Source organism: Pristimantibacillus sp. Z349TD_6, from assembly GCF_056173205.1.
The window spans coordinates 4,444,009-4,465,389 of sequence record NZ_CM149662.1 but is presented as its reverse complement, the minus strand read 5'-3'; the positions used below and the strand labels follow the sequence as shown (position 1 = coordinate 4,465,389).

At 40.3% G+C, this 21,381-nt stretch carries 18 protein-coding genes; 15 read left to right on the top strand and 3 right to left on the bottom strand.

Annotation, left to right across the window (positions count from 1 at the left end):
• Window positions 1-88: 88 nt before the first annotated feature.
• Complete coding sequence (locus AC0VYE_RS19485) at window positions 89-388, top strand: hypothetical protein (RefSeq protein WP_076265607.1); 300 nt, start codon at window positions 89-91, stop codon at window positions 386-388.
• Window positions 389-442: 54 nt separating this feature from the next.
• Here AC0VYE_RS19485 and AC0VYE_RS19480 read toward each other — a convergent pair whose 3' ends face one another.
• Window positions 443-988 carry a TetR/AcrR family transcriptional regulator gene (locus AC0VYE_RS19480; protein ID WP_475442628.1) on the bottom strand — a complete coding sequence of 182 codons (546 nt, stop codon included), beginning with the start codon at window positions 986-988 and terminating at the stop codon, window positions 443-445.
• A 313-nt stretch (window positions 989-1,301) separates the two neighbouring features.
• Between AC0VYE_RS19480 and AC0VYE_RS19475 the strand changes: the two genes are divergently transcribed.
• From AC0VYE_RS19475 to AC0VYE_RS19455, 5 genes are all read left to right on the top strand, one after another.
• Window positions 1,302-2,477 (top strand): MFS transporter, encoded by a 1,176-nt coding sequence (locus AC0VYE_RS19475; protein WP_475442627.1) that lies wholly within the window; start codon window positions 1,302-1,304, stop codon window positions 2,475-2,477.
• A gap of 112 nt (window positions 2,478-2,589) precedes the next feature.
• The gene (locus AC0VYE_RS19470) at window positions 2,590-3,588 is read left to right on the top strand and encodes a helix-turn-helix domain-containing protein (protein WP_475442626.1); all 999 of its coding nucleotides are present in this window, start codon (window positions 2,590-2,592) and stop codon (window positions 3,586-3,588) included.
• Window positions 3,589-3,731: 143 nt separating this feature from the next.
• Window positions 3,732-4,916 carry an MFS transporter gene (locus AC0VYE_RS19465; RefSeq protein ID WP_475442625.1) on the top strand — a complete coding sequence of 395 codons (1,185 nt, stop codon included), beginning with the start codon at window positions 3,732-3,734 and terminating at the stop codon, window positions 4,914-4,916.
• Between the two features lie 551 nt (window positions 4,917-5,467).
• Window positions 5,468-7,432, top strand: coding sequence for an AraC family transcriptional regulator (locus tag AC0VYE_RS19460; protein WP_475442624.1), 1,965 nt, complete (start codon window positions 5,468-5,470; stop codon window positions 7,430-7,432).
• 314 nt (window positions 7,433-7,746) lie between these two features.
• Window positions 7,747-8,295, top strand: a complete 549-nt coding sequence (locus tag AC0VYE_RS19455) for a hypothetical protein (protein WP_475442623.1) — start codon at window positions 7,747-7,749, stop codon at window positions 8,293-8,295.
• Between the two features lie 231 nt (window positions 8,296-8,526).
• Here AC0VYE_RS19455 and AC0VYE_RS19450 read toward each other — a convergent pair whose 3' ends face one another.
• On the bottom strand, window positions 8,527-9,402 hold the full coding sequence (locus tag AC0VYE_RS19450; RefSeq protein ID WP_076265614.1) for a LysR family transcriptional regulator: 876 nt from the start codon (window positions 9,400-9,402) through the stop codon (window positions 8,527-8,529).
• Between the two features lie 123 nt (window positions 9,403-9,525).
• Here AC0VYE_RS19450 and zwf point away from each other — a divergent pair, with 123 nt between their 5' ends.
• From zwf to AC0VYE_RS19420, 6 genes are all read left to right on the top strand, one after another.
• Window positions 9,526-11,034 carry a glucose-6-phosphate dehydrogenase gene (gene zwf / locus AC0VYE_RS19445; RefSeq protein ID WP_475442622.1) on the top strand — a complete coding sequence of 503 codons (1,509 nt, stop codon included), beginning with the start codon at window positions 9,526-9,528 and terminating at the stop codon, window positions 11,032-11,034.
• Entirely contained in the window at window positions 11,027-13,018 is a 1,992-nt protein-coding gene (gene tkt / locus AC0VYE_RS19440; RefSeq protein ID WP_475442621.1) for a transketolase, read from the top strand. Before zwf ends, tkt begins: the two co-directional genes overlap by 8 nt.
• A gap of 51 nt (window positions 13,019-13,069) precedes the next feature.
• On the top strand, window positions 13,070-13,738 hold the full coding sequence (gene fsa, locus AC0VYE_RS19435) for a fructose-6-phosphate aldolase (RefSeq protein ID WP_076265617.1): 669 nt from the start codon (window positions 13,070-13,072) through the stop codon (window positions 13,736-13,738).
• A 72-nt stretch (window positions 13,739-13,810) separates the two neighbouring features.
• Window positions 13,811-15,229, top strand: a complete 1,419-nt coding sequence (gndA, locus tag AC0VYE_RS19430) for an NADP-dependent phosphogluconate dehydrogenase (RefSeq protein ID WP_076265618.1) — start codon at window positions 13,811-13,813, stop codon at window positions 15,227-15,229.
• A 215-nt stretch (window positions 15,230-15,444) separates the two neighbouring features.
• Window positions 15,445-15,744, top strand: coding sequence for a hypothetical protein (locus AC0VYE_RS19425; protein ID WP_076265619.1), 300 nt, complete (start codon window positions 15,445-15,447; stop codon window positions 15,742-15,744).
• A 231-nt stretch (window positions 15,745-15,975) separates the two neighbouring features.
• Window positions 15,976-16,557, top strand: coding sequence for a hypothetical protein (locus AC0VYE_RS19420; protein ID WP_475442620.1), 582 nt, complete (start codon window positions 15,976-15,978; stop codon window positions 16,555-16,557).
• Between the two features lie 65 nt (window positions 16,558-16,622).
• On the opposite strand, the gene AC0VYE_RS19415 is transcribed toward AC0VYE_RS19420, so the two are convergent.
• A complete protein-coding gene (locus tag AC0VYE_RS19415; RefSeq protein ID WP_475442619.1) occupies window positions 16,623-18,449 on the bottom strand; it encodes an APC family permease in 1,827 nt (608 codons plus the stop codon).
• Between the two features lie 307 nt (window positions 18,450-18,756).
• Here AC0VYE_RS19415 and AC0VYE_RS19410 point away from each other — a divergent pair, with 307 nt between their 5' ends.
• The 3 genes from AC0VYE_RS19410 to AC0VYE_RS19400 all read left to right on the top strand — a co-directional run bounded on the left by AC0VYE_RS19410 (window position 18,757) and on the right by AC0VYE_RS19400 (window position 21,195).
• Window positions 18,757-19,071 carry a hypothetical protein gene (locus AC0VYE_RS19410; protein WP_076265622.1) on the top strand — a complete coding sequence of 105 codons (315 nt, stop codon included), beginning with the start codon at window positions 18,757-18,759 and terminating at the stop codon, window positions 19,069-19,071.
• Window positions 19,072-19,142: 71 nt separating this feature from the next.
• Complete coding sequence (locus tag AC0VYE_RS19405; protein WP_076265623.1) at window positions 19,143-19,478, top strand: DUF4181 domain-containing protein; 336 nt, start codon at window positions 19,143-19,145, stop codon at window positions 19,476-19,478.
• Window positions 19,479-20,847: 1,369 nt separating this feature from the next.
• Window positions 20,848-21,195 carry a c-type cytochrome gene (locus AC0VYE_RS19400; RefSeq protein WP_475442618.1) on the top strand — a complete coding sequence of 116 codons (348 nt, stop codon included), beginning with the start codon at window positions 20,848-20,850 and terminating at the stop codon, window positions 21,193-21,195.
• Window positions 21,196-21,381: the final 186 nt, after the last annotated feature.

The following is a 21,381-nucleotide window of genomic DNA, read 5'->3' as shown; positions in this document are numbered from 1 at the left end:
ACAAAATTCAAATACGTGAAATTACTTCCATAATTAACTTCTACAAACAAAAAAATACCGATTAGACTAGAAAGGGCGGTCTGCAGCAATGCTTAAATTGATGAGAAACAAGTATATTGTTGTTTTGATTGTTTTCGTAAGTTTCATCATATTTTGGATCTATAAGCCGATAGAGACTACTCGTATCACAGTTGGCACGATTGAAAGCAAGGAGAGTAAAGGCGGAAATCATTTTATAAATATTATATATGCTGACCAAACTCGTACGGATAAAATTAAAGTTCCATTAACAACTTGGAATCTAATAAAGGCAGATAATAAATATTTTTTCGTTTATAAATTCGATTTAATACGCAAGCCTTATTTAGTAGATATTAGAGAGCACTGAAGTTAATGTACTGACGAGCTTAGCAAGATAATGTACGCCGTTCGTTTATAACGATTATACATTCCTCTCCAGCAATGTCCCCAGTTGTTCTGCTAAGACATGATGGGGGACAGGCATTTCATTCATGAACCACCATTCCACTACTCCAACAAAAGAGGAAGCGACAAACCTCACGAGAAGATCTTCATTTAACCCCTCATTTTTTCCTTTCGTTACATCGATCTCATTTTTAAATTCTTCGATAAGAAATGCAAGAAATCGACCGTGAAAGTAAGGAGCGCCTTTACTCGCCAACATCATGGAAAAAAATGAATAATGACGTTCAAAATATTCAGTCCAGATTAGTGTCGATTCGGTAAAATCCAATTCCGCAGCCGCTCTGCACGTTACCCTTAGCACATCAATATGTTCTTCAATGAGTTTATCCAGCAGATCATATTTATCCAAATAATGAAGATAGATGGTCCCGCGGCTCACATTCGCCCTGTCGGAAAGATCCTGAATTGTAATATCATCAAATTTTTTTTCTGACATCAGATCTATAACCGCTTTTTTTAACGCATCCTGCGTTTTTTGTATTCTTCGATCTACTTTAGCCAATTTCAGGTCACCAAGCTTTCGTAAATAATTAACAAATATACAGAAGTTGTTCATTAATTAACAAATCGCGTTCAGTTAACAATTGCAGATGTTTTACATCTGCTTATAATTATAGACAAGTGTTCATTAATGAATCAATGATTATTATTACGTCATTGTAATTGGCCATACATTTTTGCTCCGAAGCAAGTGGGATTTATGTATTGACTTGGAGTTCACTCCATGGATTAAGCTTTTTTATATCATCTGTATTTCCTGTTTATTGTTCATCAGTAAAAATCAAAACATTTTTGCACCTAAGGAGGAATGAAATATGGAACGCCTATGGACGAAGTCGTTTATTCTCATGACTATAGGTAACCTGTTCTTATTTAATGCATTTTATATGCTGTATCCGACGCTTCCGTTGTTCATCAAACAACTGGGAGGCAATGAATCGCAGGTCGGTCTGGCGATGGGTGCGTTTATGTTGTCTGCTGTTATTTTACGGCCGCTTGTTGGCGGGCTGCTAGACCGGTTCGGCAGGCGTCCGTTTATCATTTGGGGACTGATTCTCTTCATCTTAGCAATGTATATGTATAACTGGGTCGGGGGAATTGCTGTTTTGTTGGGGCTCAGAATATTGCATGGCATGAGCTGGGCAGTATCTACAACCGCTACGATGACGGCGATTACAGACATGATCCCGTCCACCCGGCGTGGTGAGGGAATGGGGTGGTTTAGCACATCCATGACACTGGCTATGGCAATCGGCCCAATGTTCGGCATCTGGGTTGCTCAAAATCGATCATACAACGATTTGTTTTTAATCGCTGTGGTCCTCTCTGCAGGAGCACTGCTCCTAATGTTAGGTGCAAAAATGCCTTTCCAGCCAAAAGCTGGCACGAGAAAAATTGAATTATTCGAAAAATCGGTTTTGCCCGTTGCGGCCTCGGTCTTTTTTCTCTTTATTGCTTATGGCGGCATTACAACCTTTGTTCCGCTATTCGCTGAGTCGATTCAGGTTAATTCCGGAGCGTTTTTTCTAGCATTTGCTGCAACGCTTGCCCTAAGCCGTCCCATTTCGGGAAAACTATCTGATCGGTATGGAGAAATTTTTGTCATTGTTCCGGCACTTATAATTACGATTATTGCATTGATAGTATTGAGCCTCTCGAGCGGATTGATGGGCGTACTCCTGTCGGCGATTTTATATGGTATTGGCTTCGGTTCCGCGCAGCCAGCTCTTCAAGCAGCTACGATCCGTTTGGCTCACCCGAATCGTATAGGAGTCGCGAACGCCTCCATCTCAACTGCTAATGACCTTGGTATTGGGTTTGGCGCGATCATGTTAGGCTCTGTCTCTCAGTATGCAAGCTATAAAGTGTTGTTCGTCGTCAGTGCTTTGTCCGTCGCGATTTCCTTGATTCTTTTTACTCTTTTTGCGAAACGCTTGTTACAAAAGAAACCGTCTCTTCATGCAGAATCGCTTCCATTCGAATCAAGCTAATCTTATGAAAGTTTCATGGAATTTGCTAAATTAAGTTTGATCTTCAACTGCATTTCTTATAAGATTATATTGAGAATCGTTTTCATTTAAAAGTTGAAAAGGACAGTGTCTTATGCGACATCAATTTAAATTAGCAGATGTTCATGAATATATAGATCTTTTATCGGAAGGAATGGATCGTAAGCTTTCTTTCTCAAGCTGGGAACAGCGTCTGGATTTACCGGAAAGTGTGGGAAGCGGTTTTATTTCACGCATGAAGATTAGACCGGGCATGGAAATTTTGGTTGAAGATTTGTTTTTACGCGAAAACTTGAAGCTGTATATTGAACAAGAATGCCAAGTTCTTGGTCTTGCATATCAGCTTAGCGGAGAGGTTTACTGTGAGTGGAACGGTACGCCGATAGCCATCTCAAATTCCCCGGGGAATACGGTATTCTTCACAGACCATACGAAGGTTTATCATGAGACAAGCTCTAATTCCAAAAGCTATGGGATTAAAGTAAGACTTCGGCCAGAGGAACTGAGCTTCTATTTTGAGGAAAAAGAAGAACGGGAGCGGCTTGTTCGATTATTGAATTACTATAAAAATACGGTTCATAATTATGCCATTTCCCCTGAAATTGCAAAAATTGTTTCTGATATGTTGTTATGCACTTATCAAGGACCACTTAAGCGTTTATATATGGAAAGTAAAGCTTTGGAGCTTATTTTGTTATTTGTGCACGAACATGGAGGAGTAAGCACTTCTCTGAATGCTACAAGAATACAGGGCAGGAATGATTTAGAAAAGCTGCATATGGCTCGGCAAGTAATCGTCAATCATTTGGAGCATCCGCGCTCCATCCATGAATTATCCAAAATAGTAGGGCTGAGCACGACAAAACTAAAGAAGGGTTTTCGTGAATTATTCGGAATGACGATATTTGAGCTTGTTCGAGAGCAGCGGCTTATAAAAGGGGCCTGGCTTATGGAAACGAACCAAATGAAGGTGTGCGAAGCAGCCATAGCCGTTGGATACAGCAATCCGAGCAACTTTGCTACCGCATTTCGGAAACATTATGGCTGTAATCCCAGTGATTTTTTGCAACAGGCAAAACAAACCTATAATTAAGCTTTCCACAAAAATTCGATCTTGGCCGTTTGTAGGCTGAGGTCGTTTTTTTATTTGGTCTTCAGCAGGTGAATAAAAATCTTCAGCAGGTAGATAGCGAGATTATCGTTTGTGATAATTATTTACAGGAAGAGGAGTGAGAGATGATTATGAAAAAGTACTTTGTCGTTATTTTCATCACAGTTCTAACGGCTATGATTTCGATCGCAACATTTAATCCCATTCTTGGGCCGCTTGCACGGAGCTTGGGCTTAACGGAAATCGAATCGGGCAGCTTGGTTACTATTACGGGAATATGCTGGATCTTAGGTAGCTTTGTATGGGGGAGATGGGCTCGAATAGGCAGAAAGCTTATTATGATTTCGGCCTTGCTGGGGTATGCAGTTATGGTTACGGCGTTTGCATGGGTCGCAGATGCAGCGCAAAGGGAGAGCTTATCAACTGAGCTGCTTTTCTGGGTTTTTCTGGGTCTTCGTGCGTTTGCCGGCTTTTTTTTCGGGGCGATTCCAGCGATGGCTCAGAGCTATTTAATGGACTGGACGACAGCGGACAATCGAGCCAAAGGGATGGCTTTATTCGGAGCAGCCAATGGACTTGGTTTTGTAGTTGGACCGGCAATGGGAGCTGCTTTAACATCCGCAGGGCTAACAGCTCCTATCTATGTCTCGGCAGGATTATTACTGATTGTAATTGTTGTATTCATGATAATCATTCCAGGCAATCAGGTCGTTTCCGTACAAAATAGTGCTGCGAAGCTGTCTCCGATTGATTCTCGAATTCGTTTGTACATTACGATAGGGTTGATTTTGTCCACTGTAATGATTATGTTGCAGGTGACCAGCGGATTCTACATTCAGGATCGGCTTTCTGTTTCTGTACAAGCGGCAACACGAATGACTGGATTAGGGCTCTCCACTGCAGGATTGTTTGTTGTTGCTGCACAAGTACTGATTGGTCGTTTCTTGAAATGGCAGCCAAGTCAGCTTATGAGCGTTGGTTTAAGTGCTCTTGGAGCAGGATTTCTATTGTTTTTGCTTCTCCCGCACTACTATGAGCTTGCTTTTGCTAGCTTCGGTATCGGCATCGGATTTGTAATGCCTGGTTATACGACTGCCGCTTCTCTTGCCGTTAATGAGAAGGAACAAGCACCCGTTGCATCCATCGTCGCTGCGGTTCAAGGCGTGGGATCGTTTGTTGGCCCGATTTTGGGAACCCTCTTATATTCAATTCAAATGAATCTTTCGTATATTTTATGTTTTATTCTGATCGTATCGTTTATTCCTATTATGGCGAAGAAAGCATGGTCGGTGCGTACACGAGGTGTATAACTAGTGATGGTTTTACTTCTAAATTTTTTATAAAAAATTTCTTCTTCAGCTATGTGAGTTTAGATTAAATATACAGAAAATAAAAACTGTGATAATCGCGGAAAGGCAGTCAAGATTTATTGACTGCCTTTTTTGTGTTAATCATTAAATACATAACTTTGTATATGTTGTGTAGTCTTTAACACATTTTGAAGTGACAGAAGTACAAAATTTATAGACTATGAGTAGTCGGTCATTAATGGGCATTACACTTTTCAGAAATTTATCTAGAAACATTTGAAACCTGCTTTTTCTATGAAAGGACTTTCGATTTGGCATTCATATTCAAAGGGAGGTTTATTAATGAATAGATAGAAGCTTTATCCATGCTGGAAAAATGGAATCGCTGAAAGTGTTCATGATTGCAAATTGAAAGTTCTATTATTTTCCTATACAATAACAATGAGAACAATTCTCAATAAATACACTTATATAAAGGTATATTGCTATAAAAGCAAAAAGTTTTACACTTTGATCGTTGCGAGAGTAAAGAGAGGATTTGAATCAAGCAAATGAACATTAATGACCATATCCAATTATGGGATCAGGCAATTGTAAGGGTTTTAGATGTTAGACAAAACACGTTAGAGCAAGGAAAATGCTTAAAAAAGTATCCATTGCCCACCAGCACCTTTGTTTATATTGTTCGCGGCAGAGGTCGGCTTTGGCTGGATGGAGATGTCCATTTTGCCGACAGGTTTTATGTGTTGCACGGAGGGAAAGGAGCTTGCTTGGAGATCGAAGCAGAAACGGCAATTGAATACTTTCTGATTTTATATAAGGCAGTATTGCCGCAAAACTGTCTATTTGATTTTAAATTACTGATGCAAAGTGATAATCCATTCGAAAAGTCATACAGCTATACGCCATATGACGGGCTGGCACTTTTGGAATTTGTGCAAATGATGCATAGAGATTGGATTCAAGCAAACAAGCTGGACATGCTGCAGGTTAGAGGGGTATTTTATCAATTCGTACATAGGCTGTTTCGTCAAATGCTGCAAAGCTCTGAGGCGATTAGTCAAAATAATCTAGCAGAGCAAGTATTGCGCTTTTTATCCGATAGATATCAAGAGCCGAAATCAATGGAATCATTATCTTTGGAGCTCAATTATAGTCCACAGTATCTTACGCGCAAATTTAAAGAGCAGACAGGATTCAGTCCGATTGAATATGTCATTAAATTGAGAATAGAGAAAGCACAATTTTTATTGCTTACGACAGATGCTACTTTACAAGAAATCGCATTGAATGTGGGATATTCAGATTTGTTCTATTTCAATCGTATTTTCAAAAAATATGCTGGTATTGCACCTGGAAAATTTCGAAATAAACATCTGTCCGATCAAGGTCAGGGTTCTAATCATACAAAAAAAGCGTTAAAAAACTCCATTGTTAATCAAACCTCTCAAAACTATATTTATAATGAGAATGAAAAACATTCTCAATTAATAGGAGAAGAGGATTACACAATGAACAAAGGCTCCAAAACGGTAATGCTGTCTACATTATGGCTCTGTTTTGCTATTATGGTTAGTGCGTGCTCAGCAGCGACTAACACCCCGAGAAACGCGAGCTCGGGCAATACGACAGGAACAGAGAAAACATCAGACAATCAGTCTGCCAATAGTTCTACAACTGCTGCGCAGTTGAATGAAACAAAAATAGTATCTACCCATTTTGGTGATGTGGAAGTTCCAATTAATCCAAAGCGAGTTGCATCTATTGACTATTTGGGCACTGTAATTGCTCTTGGCGTTGAACCGATCGGTTCCAATAATGTGCTGCTGAATAGCCCGTATTTAAAGGGTCATTTGGAAGGTGTGGAAGATGTCGGTGATTCAATAGAGAAGCTCCTTTCTATAGAACCGGATATTATTATTACACATACGACCAAGCCAGAGGCTTATGAGAAATATAGTGAGATTGCACCGACGGTGTCTATCGCCTCTAATACCTTCAATAGTGTTCATGAAGAATTAACCTATTTTGGAGAAGTATTAGGCAAAGAAAACGAGGCGGCTGAATGGTTGAAACAATATGATCTCCATACAGCTGAAGCGAAGGAGAAAATTGCAGGGCTTTTACCAGAAGGTTCTACATTTTCTGTATTCCAGGAGTATGATGGACAAGTTTTCGCATTTGGCCCCAAATCAGGTCGTGGAGGGAGAAATATTTATCAGATGCTGGGCCTTGCTGCTCCAACTGCAATCCCTGAAAATATATTAGCTAATACTTATTCGAAAATATCAATAGAGAAACTTCCGGAGTATGCAGGGGACTTTATCGTCCTAACGACCGAGTCATCGCTGGAAGAGCTCAAAAAAGATCCGATATGGGGTTCTCTGGAAGCGGTACGTGAAGAACGAATTTTCCTTTGGAATGAAGAACGTTCATGGTATCGTGATCCTATCGCTCTCCTCGCACAAACGAAGGAGCTGGCGGACTGGATTGTTGGTCTGTCGAAGCTTAAGTAATTTTGTTATTGGAAATACGTGTGGGTTTGGCAATAGAAAAAGTCATTATTTTGTACGGTTATCATTGTTGATCATATGAATCGGCTATTTTTCATGATACGATATAGAAGCACTAGTGCTCATCTTCAAGATGTGGATTAATAGAAGGATTTATTGGGAAAAGCTGCATCATATGCGTTTTAGAGATGCGATATTAAGTGAGTTTATATAAAATATCAGGTATCGACAATTTGGGTGAAAACTGCCTAGTTGTCGATATTTTTACAATATTAAGATCGTAATAGCGGTAAATTGCTAATAAGGGATGTGGCTCTATGGCGGGTAATATATTATACATTCCCTATACTGTTATTATGATTTTAGCTTTTATTGTTTGCGTAGTAATAATCGGAATAAAAAAAGACAAGGGATCAACTAAAAAATTTTTAGCTTATACCATACCAATTATTGCTTTATTCCAAATTTACTTCTGGAATTTAGAATTTAACAATTATATTCATAGTTACTTATTTCCAAGTAAAATCTATGAGTGTGAATCCTATATGGAAGACCAAATTAATATTTCTATTCCACTTCCGAAAAGAACTGTGTTTCATGGGAAATCCGATGGCTGTTCTCCTTTTTACTCAACTTATGTTGATGACAAAGAATTTTACTCCTTTTACGAGAAAGAATTGAAAAGCTTACAATACAATGGGGAAATAGAAAGCTATAGCTATATTGAGCAGGATGAAAATCAACAGTCAATTAATAAAGGGTTTTTAGTAGAACTAATCACTGGATCGGATATTGACATTTTTTTAAGTGGTAATATAGGTTCTAATAAAAGGTCAATATCCATTGATTACAATCCGAAAAATTAGAGTTCTCAATTTTATTTATAGATAACGTTAGCTATGCTAAAGCCGTCCTTTCATTGTGATGTATTAAAAAGGAACTAAAAAGCTTTAAACATTAATAAAGCAATTGTCAAGAAGATATAAATTAACGACATAAAACCGCTAATAAGAAATTGGTTCCGTAAAAATAGATAGAAAAAAGGTCAAGCATGGTGAAAAACCGACATGCTTGACCTTTTTTTCTTCCATAAGCTGCTATTTCACTAGCTCCAAAAACTTGCTTGCCGCATTGGATAATGGCATATTGTGCATGATCATAAAGCCTACTTGGGAAGGAGGCATCTGAATATCCAATTGAATCTCAAAGAGAGAACCTTCTTCCAATTCTTTGGCAATAAATTCTTTAGTCACATAAGAAATACCGAGGCCTTTCCGCGCGAATTCGATGAGTAAATCAACGCTTCCTACCTCAATTTCAGGCTTGATCTGATGCCCATAATTTTGGAATAGTTCGGTAATCGCCATTCGTACACGACTGTTTCGAGAGAACAGGATAATTGGATATTGAAGCAGCACTTCTAGTGAAAGCACTTTGTCCTTAAGCTCAGCATAACGTGCTCCTGCTACAAAACAATCCTGCAGCTGAATACCCTTCATAACTTCTAGCTGAGAATCGACGATGGGCATACGAACGACGCCCAAATCGATTTTGCCTTCCTTCAGAAAAGCGATGGTTTCCGGTGTCGTTCCATGATTCAGATGCAGCTTGATACCGGGATATTTTTCGTGATAGGTTTCCAAATAAGGCAGCAAATAATGCTTGAACAACGAATCGCTTCCACCGATCCGCAGCTCACCGCTGTCCAAATTTTTAAGCGCCGCCATCTTTTCTTCGGCTAGTGAGATGAGAATTTGAGATTTCTCAATATAGGAATAAAGGATTTCACCCTCTTGCGTCAGAGCAACACCCTTTGAATTCCGGTAAAACAAAATGATGCCTAAGCTGTCTTCCAGCTGTTTGATGGCATGGCTAACGCTCGGCTGCGTGATATACAACGATTTTGCGGCTTGGGATAAGCTTCCCTTCTTCGCCGTCCAGTAAAAAACTTTGTATAGCTCATAATTGATCATAGACAGTATCTATAGCTCCTGTGAAAAATATGAATTACTTGTATAGGTCATATTCGTATTATAGTGGAATTAGGAAATAGAAACCAGTACTAACTACAAAGCACTGCTGGAAGGAGAAAGAACATGGAGGCTACCACATTTGTTTTGTTTGGAGCGACAGGGGATTTAGCAAAAAGAAAAATTTACCCTGCTTTGTATAATTTATTTATTGATCAAAAGCTGCCGGAGTTCTTCTCCGTGGTCGGCCTCGGTAGAAGAGAGCTATCCGATAAAACCTTTCAGGACAATGTCGAACAATCTCTTCGTATGTTTTCCAGGCGTGAAGCAAATGATCCCGAATTGATTCAAAAATTCTTGCGAGCATTCCGCTATAGTGTATTGGATGTTGGCCGCAAAGAAGATTATCATAAGCTTCTTCATCTGATTGAGAAACGGGAAGAAGAGCTGCGCATTGCACCAAATCGCTTGTTTTACTTGTCGGTTGGACCTGAATTTTTTGAACCGATTGCAGCTAACATTCACGAGAGCGGGCTTGGTTCTGCAAATGGTTGGAAGCGGCTTGTAATCGAGAAGCCATTTGGTCATGATTTGCAGTCTGCTCGGGAATTGAATGAAAACCTGAGCAAATCGTTTGCGGAAGAAGAAGTTTTCCGCATTGATCATTATCTTGGCAAGCCGATGGTTCAGAAGCTTGAGGTTCTGCAGCAAAGCAATCCAGTCCTTCAAGCACTATGGGACAAACGCTACATTGCCAACGTTCAAATTACGGCAAACGAAATTGTAGGCGTGGAAGAAAGAGCTGGCTATTATGATCATGTTGGTGCAATCAGAGACATGTTCCAGAACCATATGCTTCAATTGCTCATGATGTTGACCATTCACCTCCCGAACAACAGTACTTCAGAAAATGTCCGTTTCAAAAAGAAGCTGGTCATGGAATCGCTGGAGCTGCTGCAAAAAGAGGATGTCAACTCCCAAGTGATAAGGGGACAATATGGAGAAGGAGTGATCCAAGGGAAATCGGTAGTCGGTTATACCGCCGAACCAAACATTGCTGCAAACTCCATGAACGACACCTTTATTGCGGCTAAACTTCAAATCGATGATTACTTCTGGCGGGGCGTTCCTTTCTATATCCGTACAGGCAAAAGAATGAAGGACAAATCGACAAGAATTGTGATCGAGTTCAAGGAACCAATAAAGCAGGCTGCAGCAAACGATGATAGTAAAATGCCTAATCTGCTTGTATTTGAGATCAGTCCTGATGAGAGCATCAGATTGCAATTAAATACGAGAGACCCTCAGCACAAGGGCGAATTCAAGCCCATGAATATCGATTTTCATGCGACGAGAGACAATGTGCCTGAAGCTTATGAGAATTTGATTCACGATGCTTTGCACGGCGACTCTACATTTTTCGCGCATTGGGACGAAGTCGAATTGTCATGGAAATGGGTTCAACCCATTTTGGAAGCCTATGAAGAAAACTTAGTTCCATTGCATCGTTATGCCGCTGGCACATACGGACCGGCTGAGTCTGATATGCTGCTCGCACAAGACGGCTTCCATTGGTGGTTCGATGAGAAGACCGAACAAGAAATCGAAACCATAAAAGGAGAACAATATGCTTAACACAAAAACAATTGAACAACTATCTATTGATACAATTCGTACACTGTCTATCGATGCTATAAACGCTGCAAATTCCGGACATCCGGGGCTTCCAATGGGAGCGGCGCCTATGGCGTACTCACTTTGGGGCAACCATCTTAATCATAACCCGAGCCATTCAAAATGGTTCAACCGTGACCGTTTCGTCTTATCAGCGGGTCATGGCTCGGCTTTGCTTTACAGCCTGCTGCATTTATCCGGCTATAACGTATCGCTCGAGGACTTGAAGCAGTTCCGTAAGCTAAACAGCAAAACGCCTGGACATCCTGAATATGGCCATACAGATGGCGTTGATGCAACAACAGGGCCACTGGGACAAGGACTTGCGATGGCTGTAGGTATGGCAATGGCCGAAGCTCACCTAGCATCAAAATTTAATCAAAACGGATACCCGGTTGTTGATCATTACACGTATGCACTTGTCGGAGACGGCTGCTTAATGGAAGGAATTTCTTACGAGGCGATGTCTATGGCTGGACATATGAAGCTCGATAAACTCATTGTATTGTATGATTCCAACGATATTTCCTTGGACGGCGACCTCAATCTTTCTTTCGGGGAAAACATGCAGAAGAGAGCCGAATCTGCTAATTGGCACTATTTGCGAGTGGAAGATGGAAATGATATCGAACAAATCACGAAAGCGATTGAAGCAGCGAAGAGCAATGAAGAGCAGCCGACCATTATCGAAGTTCGTACGGTAATCGGATACGGAAGCAAGGCAGCGGGAACGAATAAAGTACACGGCAATCCGCTAGGCAAAGAAGAGGCAAAAGCGACAAAAGCGGTTTACGGTTGGGATCATGAGGAAGAATTTACCGTTCCAGCAGAAGTTCAAGCTCACTTTGCACAGTTGAAACAAAAAGGCGAAGCAAAAGAAGCAGCGTGGAATCAGCTAATGGCTGCTTATAAAGAACAGCATCCAGCGCTTGGTACGGAGCTTGAGCAAGTCATTGAAGGTTCTGTTGTCATCGATGCTGCAGATCTTCTTACTTTTGATGCTTCCAAAACCGTTTCTACACGTGTAGCGAGCGGTCAAGCGATCAATCATTATCTTAAAACGGTGCCTTCAATTTTTGGCGGCAGCGCAGACTTGTCCCATTCAACGATGACCGATATTAACGGTGAAAAAACCTTTGCTGTTGAATCTTATGCAGGACGTAATATTTACTTCGGCGTTCGCGAGCATGCTATGGGCGCTGCTGGTAATGGTATGGCACTGCACGGCGGCGTAAAACCGTTTGTAAGTACATTCTTCGTGTTCAGCGACTATCTGCGTCCGTCCATTCGTTTGGCTGCACTGCAGAAGCTTCCTGTCATTTACGTATTTACACATGATTCCATCGCTGTTGGCGAAGATGGACCTACTCATGAGCCCGTTGAGCATTTGACCGCATTGCGCACGATTCCTGGGCTTACAGTCATCCGTCCGACTGATGCTAATGAAACGGCTAATGCTTGGGCATATGCTTTGCAGCAAAATGAAGGACCAGTGGCGTTAGTACTAAGCAGACAAAACTTGCCTATATATGAAGAAACTAAAGGCAATATCGCTGCGGTTGCCAGCGGCGGTTATGTTCTAACAGAGACGAACGACAAGCCTGACATTATTCTGATTGGTACTGGTTCTGAGGTTTCCTTGGCAGTTGGCGCAAAAGCTGAACTTGAGAAGGAAAATATTTCAGTTCGTGTAGTAGCTATGCCAAGCCGTGAATTGTTCAACCGTCAATCGGCAGAATATAAGCAATCAGTGCTGCCTGCATCTGTTACGAAACGTTTAGCTATTGAAGCTGGCATTTCGTTAGGCTGGGATAGTTACACAGGACCAAGCGGCAGCGTATTGTCCATCGATACGTTTGGCGCTTCTGGACCAGGTGGTGAAGTTTTAGAGTTTTTCGGATTTTCGGTAGATAATGTGGTTCGAATGGCAAAAGAATTACATTAAGCAACGCATGAATACAATAAAAATTTAATAAAAAAAACGGAGGTTTTAATTATGAAATTTTTCATCGACACTGCGAATTTGGTAGATATCAAAAAAGCTTATAAAATCGGTGTATTGTCTGGTGTTACAACGAATCCATCTTTGGTTGCCAAAGAAGGCGTGAAATTCGAAGACCGCATAGCAGAAATTCTCCGCGAAGTGCCTGAGGTTGAATCGGTATCAGCAGAAGTAACACCTGATGCAGAAACTGCTGAAGAAATGATCGCGCAGGCAAATGAACTGATCAAAATCAACAACAATGATAAAAACATTACCATTAAGCTTCCGATGACGCTAGCTGGTCTAGAAGCTTGCCGTTATTTGACCAAAAAAGGCGTGAAAACAAACGTAACATTGATCTTCACTGTGAACCAAGCACTTTTGGCTGCTCGCGCTGGAGCGACTTACGTTTCTCCATTCCTCGGTCGTTTGGATGATATTTCGGAAGATGGCGTTCTGCTCGTCACGAAGATTGCTGAATTGTTCCGCACGCACAATCTGGATGCCCAAATCATCGCTGCATCTGTTCGCCACCCGGATCATGTTACTCGTGTAGCGATGGCTGGAGCACATATAGCAACGATTCCGTTCTCTGTAATCGAACAAATCTCCAAACATCCTCTAACGGATCAAGGCATGGAGAAGTTCGCAGCTGACTGGAAGAAAACGGCGCAGCAATAAGCTGCGTTTTCCAAACGTTAATCCATAAATGTTTATCTACAACAGGATAGTAATGACAGGGAGGCAGTTATCATGAAAAAACAACAAATTGGCGTGGTTGGTTTGGCCGTAATGGGTAAAAACCTAGCCTTGAATATAGAAAGCAAAGGTTTCTCGGTTGCTGTGTATAATCGTTCAGCAGAGAAAACAAATGAACTATTGGCGGAGGCACAAGGAAAAGATTTTGTCGGCGCATTCAGTGTGGAAGAATTCGTACAATCACTGGAATCGCCGCGTAAAATTCTTATCATGGTGAAAGCGGGTCAACCGACAGATGATACGATCAATCAGTTGGTGCCGTATCTGGATCAAGGAGATATTCTAATTGATGGCGGAAACGCCTATTTTCCAGATACACAGCGTAGAAACAAAGAACTTCAAGCATTAGGCTTCCGCTTTATCGGAGCCGGCGTTTCTGGCGGCGAAGAGGGTGCGCTTAACGGACCAGCCATCATGCCAGGCGGACAAAGAGACGCATACGAGCTTGTAGAGCCAATCTTGACAGCTATTTCAGCAAAAGTGAATGGTGATCCGTGCAGCACTTATATCGGTGCTGACGGCGCTGGGCACTATGTCAAAATGGTACACAACGGCATCGAATACGGCGATATGCAGCTCATCGGCGAAGCGTACCACCTGCTTAAAGATGTGTTGAACCTGAACACTAGCCAGCTTCATGACATTTTCACGGAATGGAACAATGGCGAGCTGGATAGTTATTTGATCGAGATAACGGCTGATATTTTCAAGAAAATTGATCCGGAAACAGGCAAACCAATGGTAGATGTCATTCTCGATTCAGCAGGACAAAAGGGTACTGGCAAGTGGACTAGCCAAAGTGCATTGGATTTGGGTGTGCCATTGTCGATCATTACGGAATCCGTGTTCGCACGCTTTATCTCCGCTATGAAAGAAGAACGTGTGGCTGCCAGCAAAAAATTAAACGGCCCAGCGGTATCCAGCTACGACGGTGATCCGCAGGAATTTATTGAAGCTGTTCGCAAAGCGCTGTACACAAGCAAAATCGCTTCCTATGCGCAAGGATTTGCCCAAATGAGAGCTGCTTCTGACGCTTATAACTGGGATTTGAAATATGGCAGCATTGCGATGATCTTCCGTGGAGGATGTATTATTCGTGCAAGGTTTTTGCAAAATATTAAGGATGCCTATGACCGCAACCCAGCTCTGAACAACCTATTGATGGATGAATACTTCAGCAATATTGTTGAGAACTATCAGGAGGCTTGGAGAAAAGTCATTTCTATTGCCGTAACTAGAGGTATTCCGGTTCCAGCGTTTGCATCCGCATTAGCGTATTATGACAGCTATCGTACTGAAAGACTTCCTGCTAATTTACTGCAAGCGCAACGGGATTATTTTGGAGCACATACGTTCCAGCGCCTTGATAAAGAAGGAAGCTTCCACTTTCAATGGATGGATAATAACGAATAACGTTTAAAACCAACACAAACTCCTAGCAGATAATCATGAATTCATTTTTCATGTTATCTGTGTAGGAGTTTTTTTGTTTCAGATGGCGTATGGAGACAGTGATTTTGGAGTGCGAAGGATAAAAGTTGTTTTTGACAGAAGGAAAATTATACAATGGAAGTAAGGAACTGCTTGAAGTAGCCATCCTCATATTGTAAATGAAGGGAAGAGTGCCGATGAACACACGAATGAAACAACTTGAGGATCGACTTTCCAACCAGCAACATAAGGATCTATTTCTGCAAACGATGCACACGTTGAAAGCGATTGACGATCTTGCTGATCAGCACAGACGCTTTCAATCCATGCAGGCCATTAGCGGCGTCAAAATCATAGGTACGGAAGAGGCGTTGTTTTACGAAACGCTGACACAGGTTAAAGAAGAAATTGTGTCTACGCTTGAGAAAACGGTGAAGGACCTGGAGCACAAAGGTGATAAAAACTATACTAAAAACTTCAAGGACGGCGTGGAGTAACCCATGCGCAGCCCCAAAAAAGTTGAGTAGAAGGAAAACTTCTGCTCAACTTTTTTGTGTTCATGGGAGGATACAAGTATACAGTTTCTATTTTCTTTGTAAAAGGAACGATCTGTTATGCGCAACTTTCAATCATATTACACGTCTGTAAATTATGGGATTATTTTGAAAACATAAAATTAGAAAGAAATCTAACCTATGTAAGATCATTAATCACGAATAGGAGACAAGATGAAGCCAAAACGGTCAAGATTACTTATTTATTCTGTATGTGTATTTCTTCTCCTAGTTTATTTTGGAAATAGAAGCGGGTATGTTTTTAGTGAAAGTAAAGCACTGAAAAAAGCATATGCTCGTGCAGACGGAGAAGCGGTGTATCAGCAAGCATTCGGGAAGGATAAACTAGTAATATGGAAAATGGAGGATATGGATTATGTTAAGCTCGTTACGAAGAAATGGGGATTTCTATATCGCTTATCCGAGACCTCTCCATTAGCACCAAGCGCTAATGAACCGAATACGATTCAACGAACATGGTCAGCTCAATTGAATGCCAACAAAATGTACGATATTATTTTTGCATTTTCTACGGTTAACCCAGAGATAAAGCGAGTCATTATTAGCAATGATAATTTTAGCAATGTTGAAGAGGACAATTTGGAATTTATTAAGAGCGACTCAACGGTATATATTGAATTACCTGTACGAAATGGGTATGCAGTTTCTTATCAAGAAATAAATCCTAAGGACAATAGGGGATTTGTTTTTCGAGGCATGGATAACAATGGTCATTTGATCGCAGCAACTAGATAGCAATAAAAGGCTGCCATCGGCAGCCTTTTATTCATGGAACCATTGCATCATAATCGTTCAAGTCATTATTTTTTTAAGTGATAAGGTACTGTAGTGACGATCACATTTTTTCGATATAACAAGTGAGCACGAATCAATAAACTGGATTGGTTATGCAGCATATTGTGCCAACCTTTCTTTGGAATAAACTGCGGGATGATGACAGTTACTTTGTAATTTGATTCACTCGCCTTGCGCTGAACGGTATCAATAAATTTAGTTAATGGTTGAATGATGCTTCGATAAGGCGAATGTAAAGTAACAAGTCTCACATCAGGCTGCCACGTTTTCCATTTTTCTTCGAAAGTGAATTCATCCTCTCTTTCAAATGGAATATGAACAGCAATGATCTGGTGAGCAGATAGCGATTTAGCATAGTTCAATGAGTTCTCAACCACATGTGTAATACCAGCCACAGGAAGTATGATCACATTCCCCTCAATTGGTATCGCTGCTTCAGAGGTCGTAATTCGCAGTTGATCGGCTACAGATTCATAATGCTTTCTAATTCGGTGAAAGAGCAAAATGATAAGAGGAAGAAAAACTAATACGGACCACACCTGTGCGAATTTGGTTAAAAAGAACATCATGGTGACGATAAAGCTTATAACCGCACCTGTTGAGTTAATGATTAGCTTCGATATCCAGCCTTGCGGTTTTTCACGAATCCATTTTACCATCATACCCGTCTGCGAGAGGGTAAAGGGGATAAATACACCTACGGCATAAAGCGGGATGAGATGCTCAGTTCGGCCTTCAAATGCTATAATCAACAGGATTGAGAAAACGCCTAGAATAATAATGCCGTTGGAATAACCTAATCTGTCTCCTCTAATGGTAAACATTCGAGGGATGAATTTATCTTTGGCTAAGTTGACTGCCAGCAAGGGGAAAGCAGAATATCCCGTATTAGCAGCAAGGATCAGAATTAATGCGGTTGTTCCTTGAATAAAATAATACATAAAGTTCCGACCAAACGTATGTTCAGCAATGTCTGAAACAACGGTGACTTCTTCCCTCGGACTAATTCCATAGTAATAAGCTAAAAATACGATTCCAGAAAATAATATGGCAAGCAGCGATCCCATCGCAATTAACGTTTTGGAAGCATTATTTGGAGACGGGCTTTTAAAGTTGGGTATTGCGTTCGAGATAGCTTCAACCCCAGTTAAAGCAGAACTTCCGGAGGAAAAAGCTTTCAGCAGCAGAAACAAACTGATTCCCGCCACTGGCGTTCCAATAGGTGTATGTAATTCTGGCGAGACATTGCCTAATAGAATGTTGTAAATGCCTACAATGATTAAAATGAATAAGGCTAAAACAAATAAATAAACCGGATAGGCTAATATTGAAGCGGACTCCGTTACTCCCCTTAAATTCAAGATGGTTATAAATAATACAAAAATAATCGCAATGATCACATTATAAGGATGCAAGCTTGGGAAAGCAGATGTAATGGCATCTGTTCCGGCAGATACACTTACCGCTACCGTTAAGATATAGTCAACTAACAGTGAGCCTCCGGCTACTAACCCAGAGTATACACCTAGATTTTTTTTGGATACAACATAAGCTCCTCCGCCATGAGGATATGCGAAAATAATTTGCCTATAGGATAAAATAAGTGCTAATAATAAAATCAATACACCAATGGCAATCGGTATGGAATACCAAAAAGCGGCTGCACTAACGGTGATCAAGACTAACAATATTTGCTCAGGACCATATGCCACTGAAGATAAGGCATCTGAAGAAAGAATGGCAAGAGCTTTTGTTTTATTCAGTTTTTGCTCGCCTAATTCCGTTGATTTTAATGGTCGTCCGATTAAAAACCTTTTTAATGAAGAGAACATTCGTTAGCCTCACCTCGCTTAATTTATTGTGTGTATATTACCCTGCAAATGAAATAATTAAACTTTATGAAATAAAACTGGAGCGACTTAACAATCGCATAATCATTCCTTCCCTTTTGAGCTTCATAAACGTAGTATGTTACTTACAATTACACGGAATTTGTTCTTGGTTTAAATAATGATGAGTTGGCCAAATTTATTCTCCACAATGGATCAAAAACAAATGAAATGGGTTTTGATTTCATTTGATGTAAACAAGGGGGGATATCGCTAACATTTACATTTTGTATTTTGAGGGGGATACATAATGATCGATGATCGCTTACTCGAATTGGAAAAAGAATTGGATTTGATAATAAAACAAATTATTTTTGATCTGCGGCCGAAGAAGAGGATAGATGAAGAACTATTCAATAAGCTTTATGAAAAATTAGGCTGTTATACAGCTTTGATAAAAGGATCAACTGTAATCAGCCGAACCGTGTCAGGGAAATTATTTTATTTATTCAGCACCATGATTGTTGAAGCTAAATATATGAAATTTGATAATAAGATAATGGGAAAGATATTTCGTCTAAGAATTTATATGTTGAATGTTTACGATGAGAATATTTTAGGATAAATCAGTAGCGAAGGTCATTTTGGAGGCTCAAGTGGTCGGAAGTATGGGATTGAGTACGAGGGAGTGATTTAATGGGTGGTCAAATTGGATTAGTAGGCATACTACTCGTTTTTGCTAGTTTATTTTTAAGAAAATGGATAGTTGGAACCGCAAAAAAAGAAACTTCAGATAAGGGTAAAAAAGTGAGTATGTGGGGAATGATCGTAGCAGCAAGCGTAGCAACAGCAATTATTATTTTTATTGATTTAGAAGGAAATGCTCTGAAATGGTTTTGTATGTTGTTCATTTTTATCATTGCGGGCTTTCAATCATTTGTAGATTGGAAGTTTCTAAAAGGATCAAAAGAATATATAGTTACACTTCTCGTTCTAGTTATTGGTGTAACTTTATCTTATTTCATCGTCTAGTGTTTCTGATCGGCTTGGCTGTTAGGGAAGATGTACAAGCCGAAATACGCGAGGAGCACTTGACACTACTAGTGCTTGATTGAAGAAACTGCGATTTCATCACGATATTTCAATAAGGCTATGTATGAGCTTGAATGACTCACCACATCTTTTATGAAAGTTATCGACATATGCAAAAACTTTTGAGGAGAGAAATACGTTGCTGCATATGACGGATGAATCCTTCGCTGGAGGTTCTGTGTGCAAGCGAACTTGAGCTGCTGCGTATAGGGTAAACAGAGCCTCCCAGTCGTAGTTTACTACTTAGAAAGCCTAGATGCATGAAAAGTGAAATCTCAAGATATTTTTTTTGCTTGAATAGGCTTTTGTGTTTTATCATTTGTCTGACCGTCAGCGCATACCATCCGATGCCCAATTCGCTAACGAACTGTATCAACCTTATTATGCAGAAAATTACTCTTCTAAAGTTTTAACGAACCGTAACGTCGTTATTTCATACTGTAAAGGGTGTTAGGCGTGATTTTCCACGAAATAACGATTGTGGAGTTCGTTAAAAAATAAATTCACTACAAAAGGTCTATATAAGAGCTGCTGGGTTCGTAAGCGATTTATCCATTAATAATAACAGCTGTGGACAAAGGTTTTTGAGCGTCTAAATTTTAGGCTGCTTCGTGAATTTGGATAAATGACAGTACATAATGAGTTTCAAAGTATTAATCATTCTTCATCCTATGGCACTATTAAATTGGGGCTGTCTCAAACGTAGACAAATCTACTTTTGAGAGAGCCTTTTTCTGTTTTGGCTAGAAAAGTGAAAACGAAATGAGCCAATGATTGTATTATGAAAGACAATAAAGCTGCATCATTATCAAAATACAGCTGTCCTTTTAAGTTGATGTTTATGGAATAAGGACTGACTGTTCTACTTTTGCGACTTCCGCTTCTTCGTATTTTTCTTAATAAGTGCCTGTAATATCATTTTGCTAATAGAGATTGTTTCAATTCATACACGTAGATGAGCAAGGACAAGTGAAGAGGAATAGATTTGTTATACCTGTAGGAATGAAAAGTGGACAGTGAGAAATGCTTCAATGTGGCTATTTATCGTAAACTTTATTACAAAGATATGACTTTATCCAGCAATAGCTCTATCGAGTCATGCGTAAGCAAGTAAGTATAAAAGAAAATGATATTAAAGCAATCGATGCTTTTGAAGCTTTTAAAGCTATCAAAGCTATCAAAGCTATCCAAGCACACTAGTACAACCTTCATGTGAATCACCGAGCCCGACTCGGCGGATAAACCTATGAAGGGGATTTTATCAAAATGTAATGTTACCACGACAAAAATGAGAGGAGGCAAACCTAAAATGGGTAGTTTAAAACAGTGTTCAGTAGGTGCTGTGATTGTTTTCGTCTTGTTATTATCTGCTTGCGGCGGGGGAACAACAGGAGAAGTGCCAAATAAGGGCAACAGCGGTGAAGGTACAGAGAGCAGCGAGGCGGTGGCACTTTATAAGAAAAGGTGTATTTCTTGTCATGGCACGGAGCTGCAGGGAAGAGCCGGCCCTAATTTACAGCAGGTCGGGGCCAAGCTGACAGAAGAGGAAATAGTGGATGTTGTTTCCAATGGTCGTAAGGGTATGCCAAAGTTCGAGAGCAGCTTAACGACGGAACAGATTCAAAGTTTGGCTGCATGGCTGGCTGAACATAAATAAATTCCAAAGAACCATTAATCAATAGATTCAGCCTATAACAAAGAAAAACAAGGGTCTACTCCACAAGTCAAAGTGACTTATAGAGTAGACCCTTTATTCATCTCTTAACATAGAGTTTCTAAACACTTTTTTTCTTTCGAGTGTTTATTTATATTTATCAAGATAAGTGGATGACCATTTCCTCGC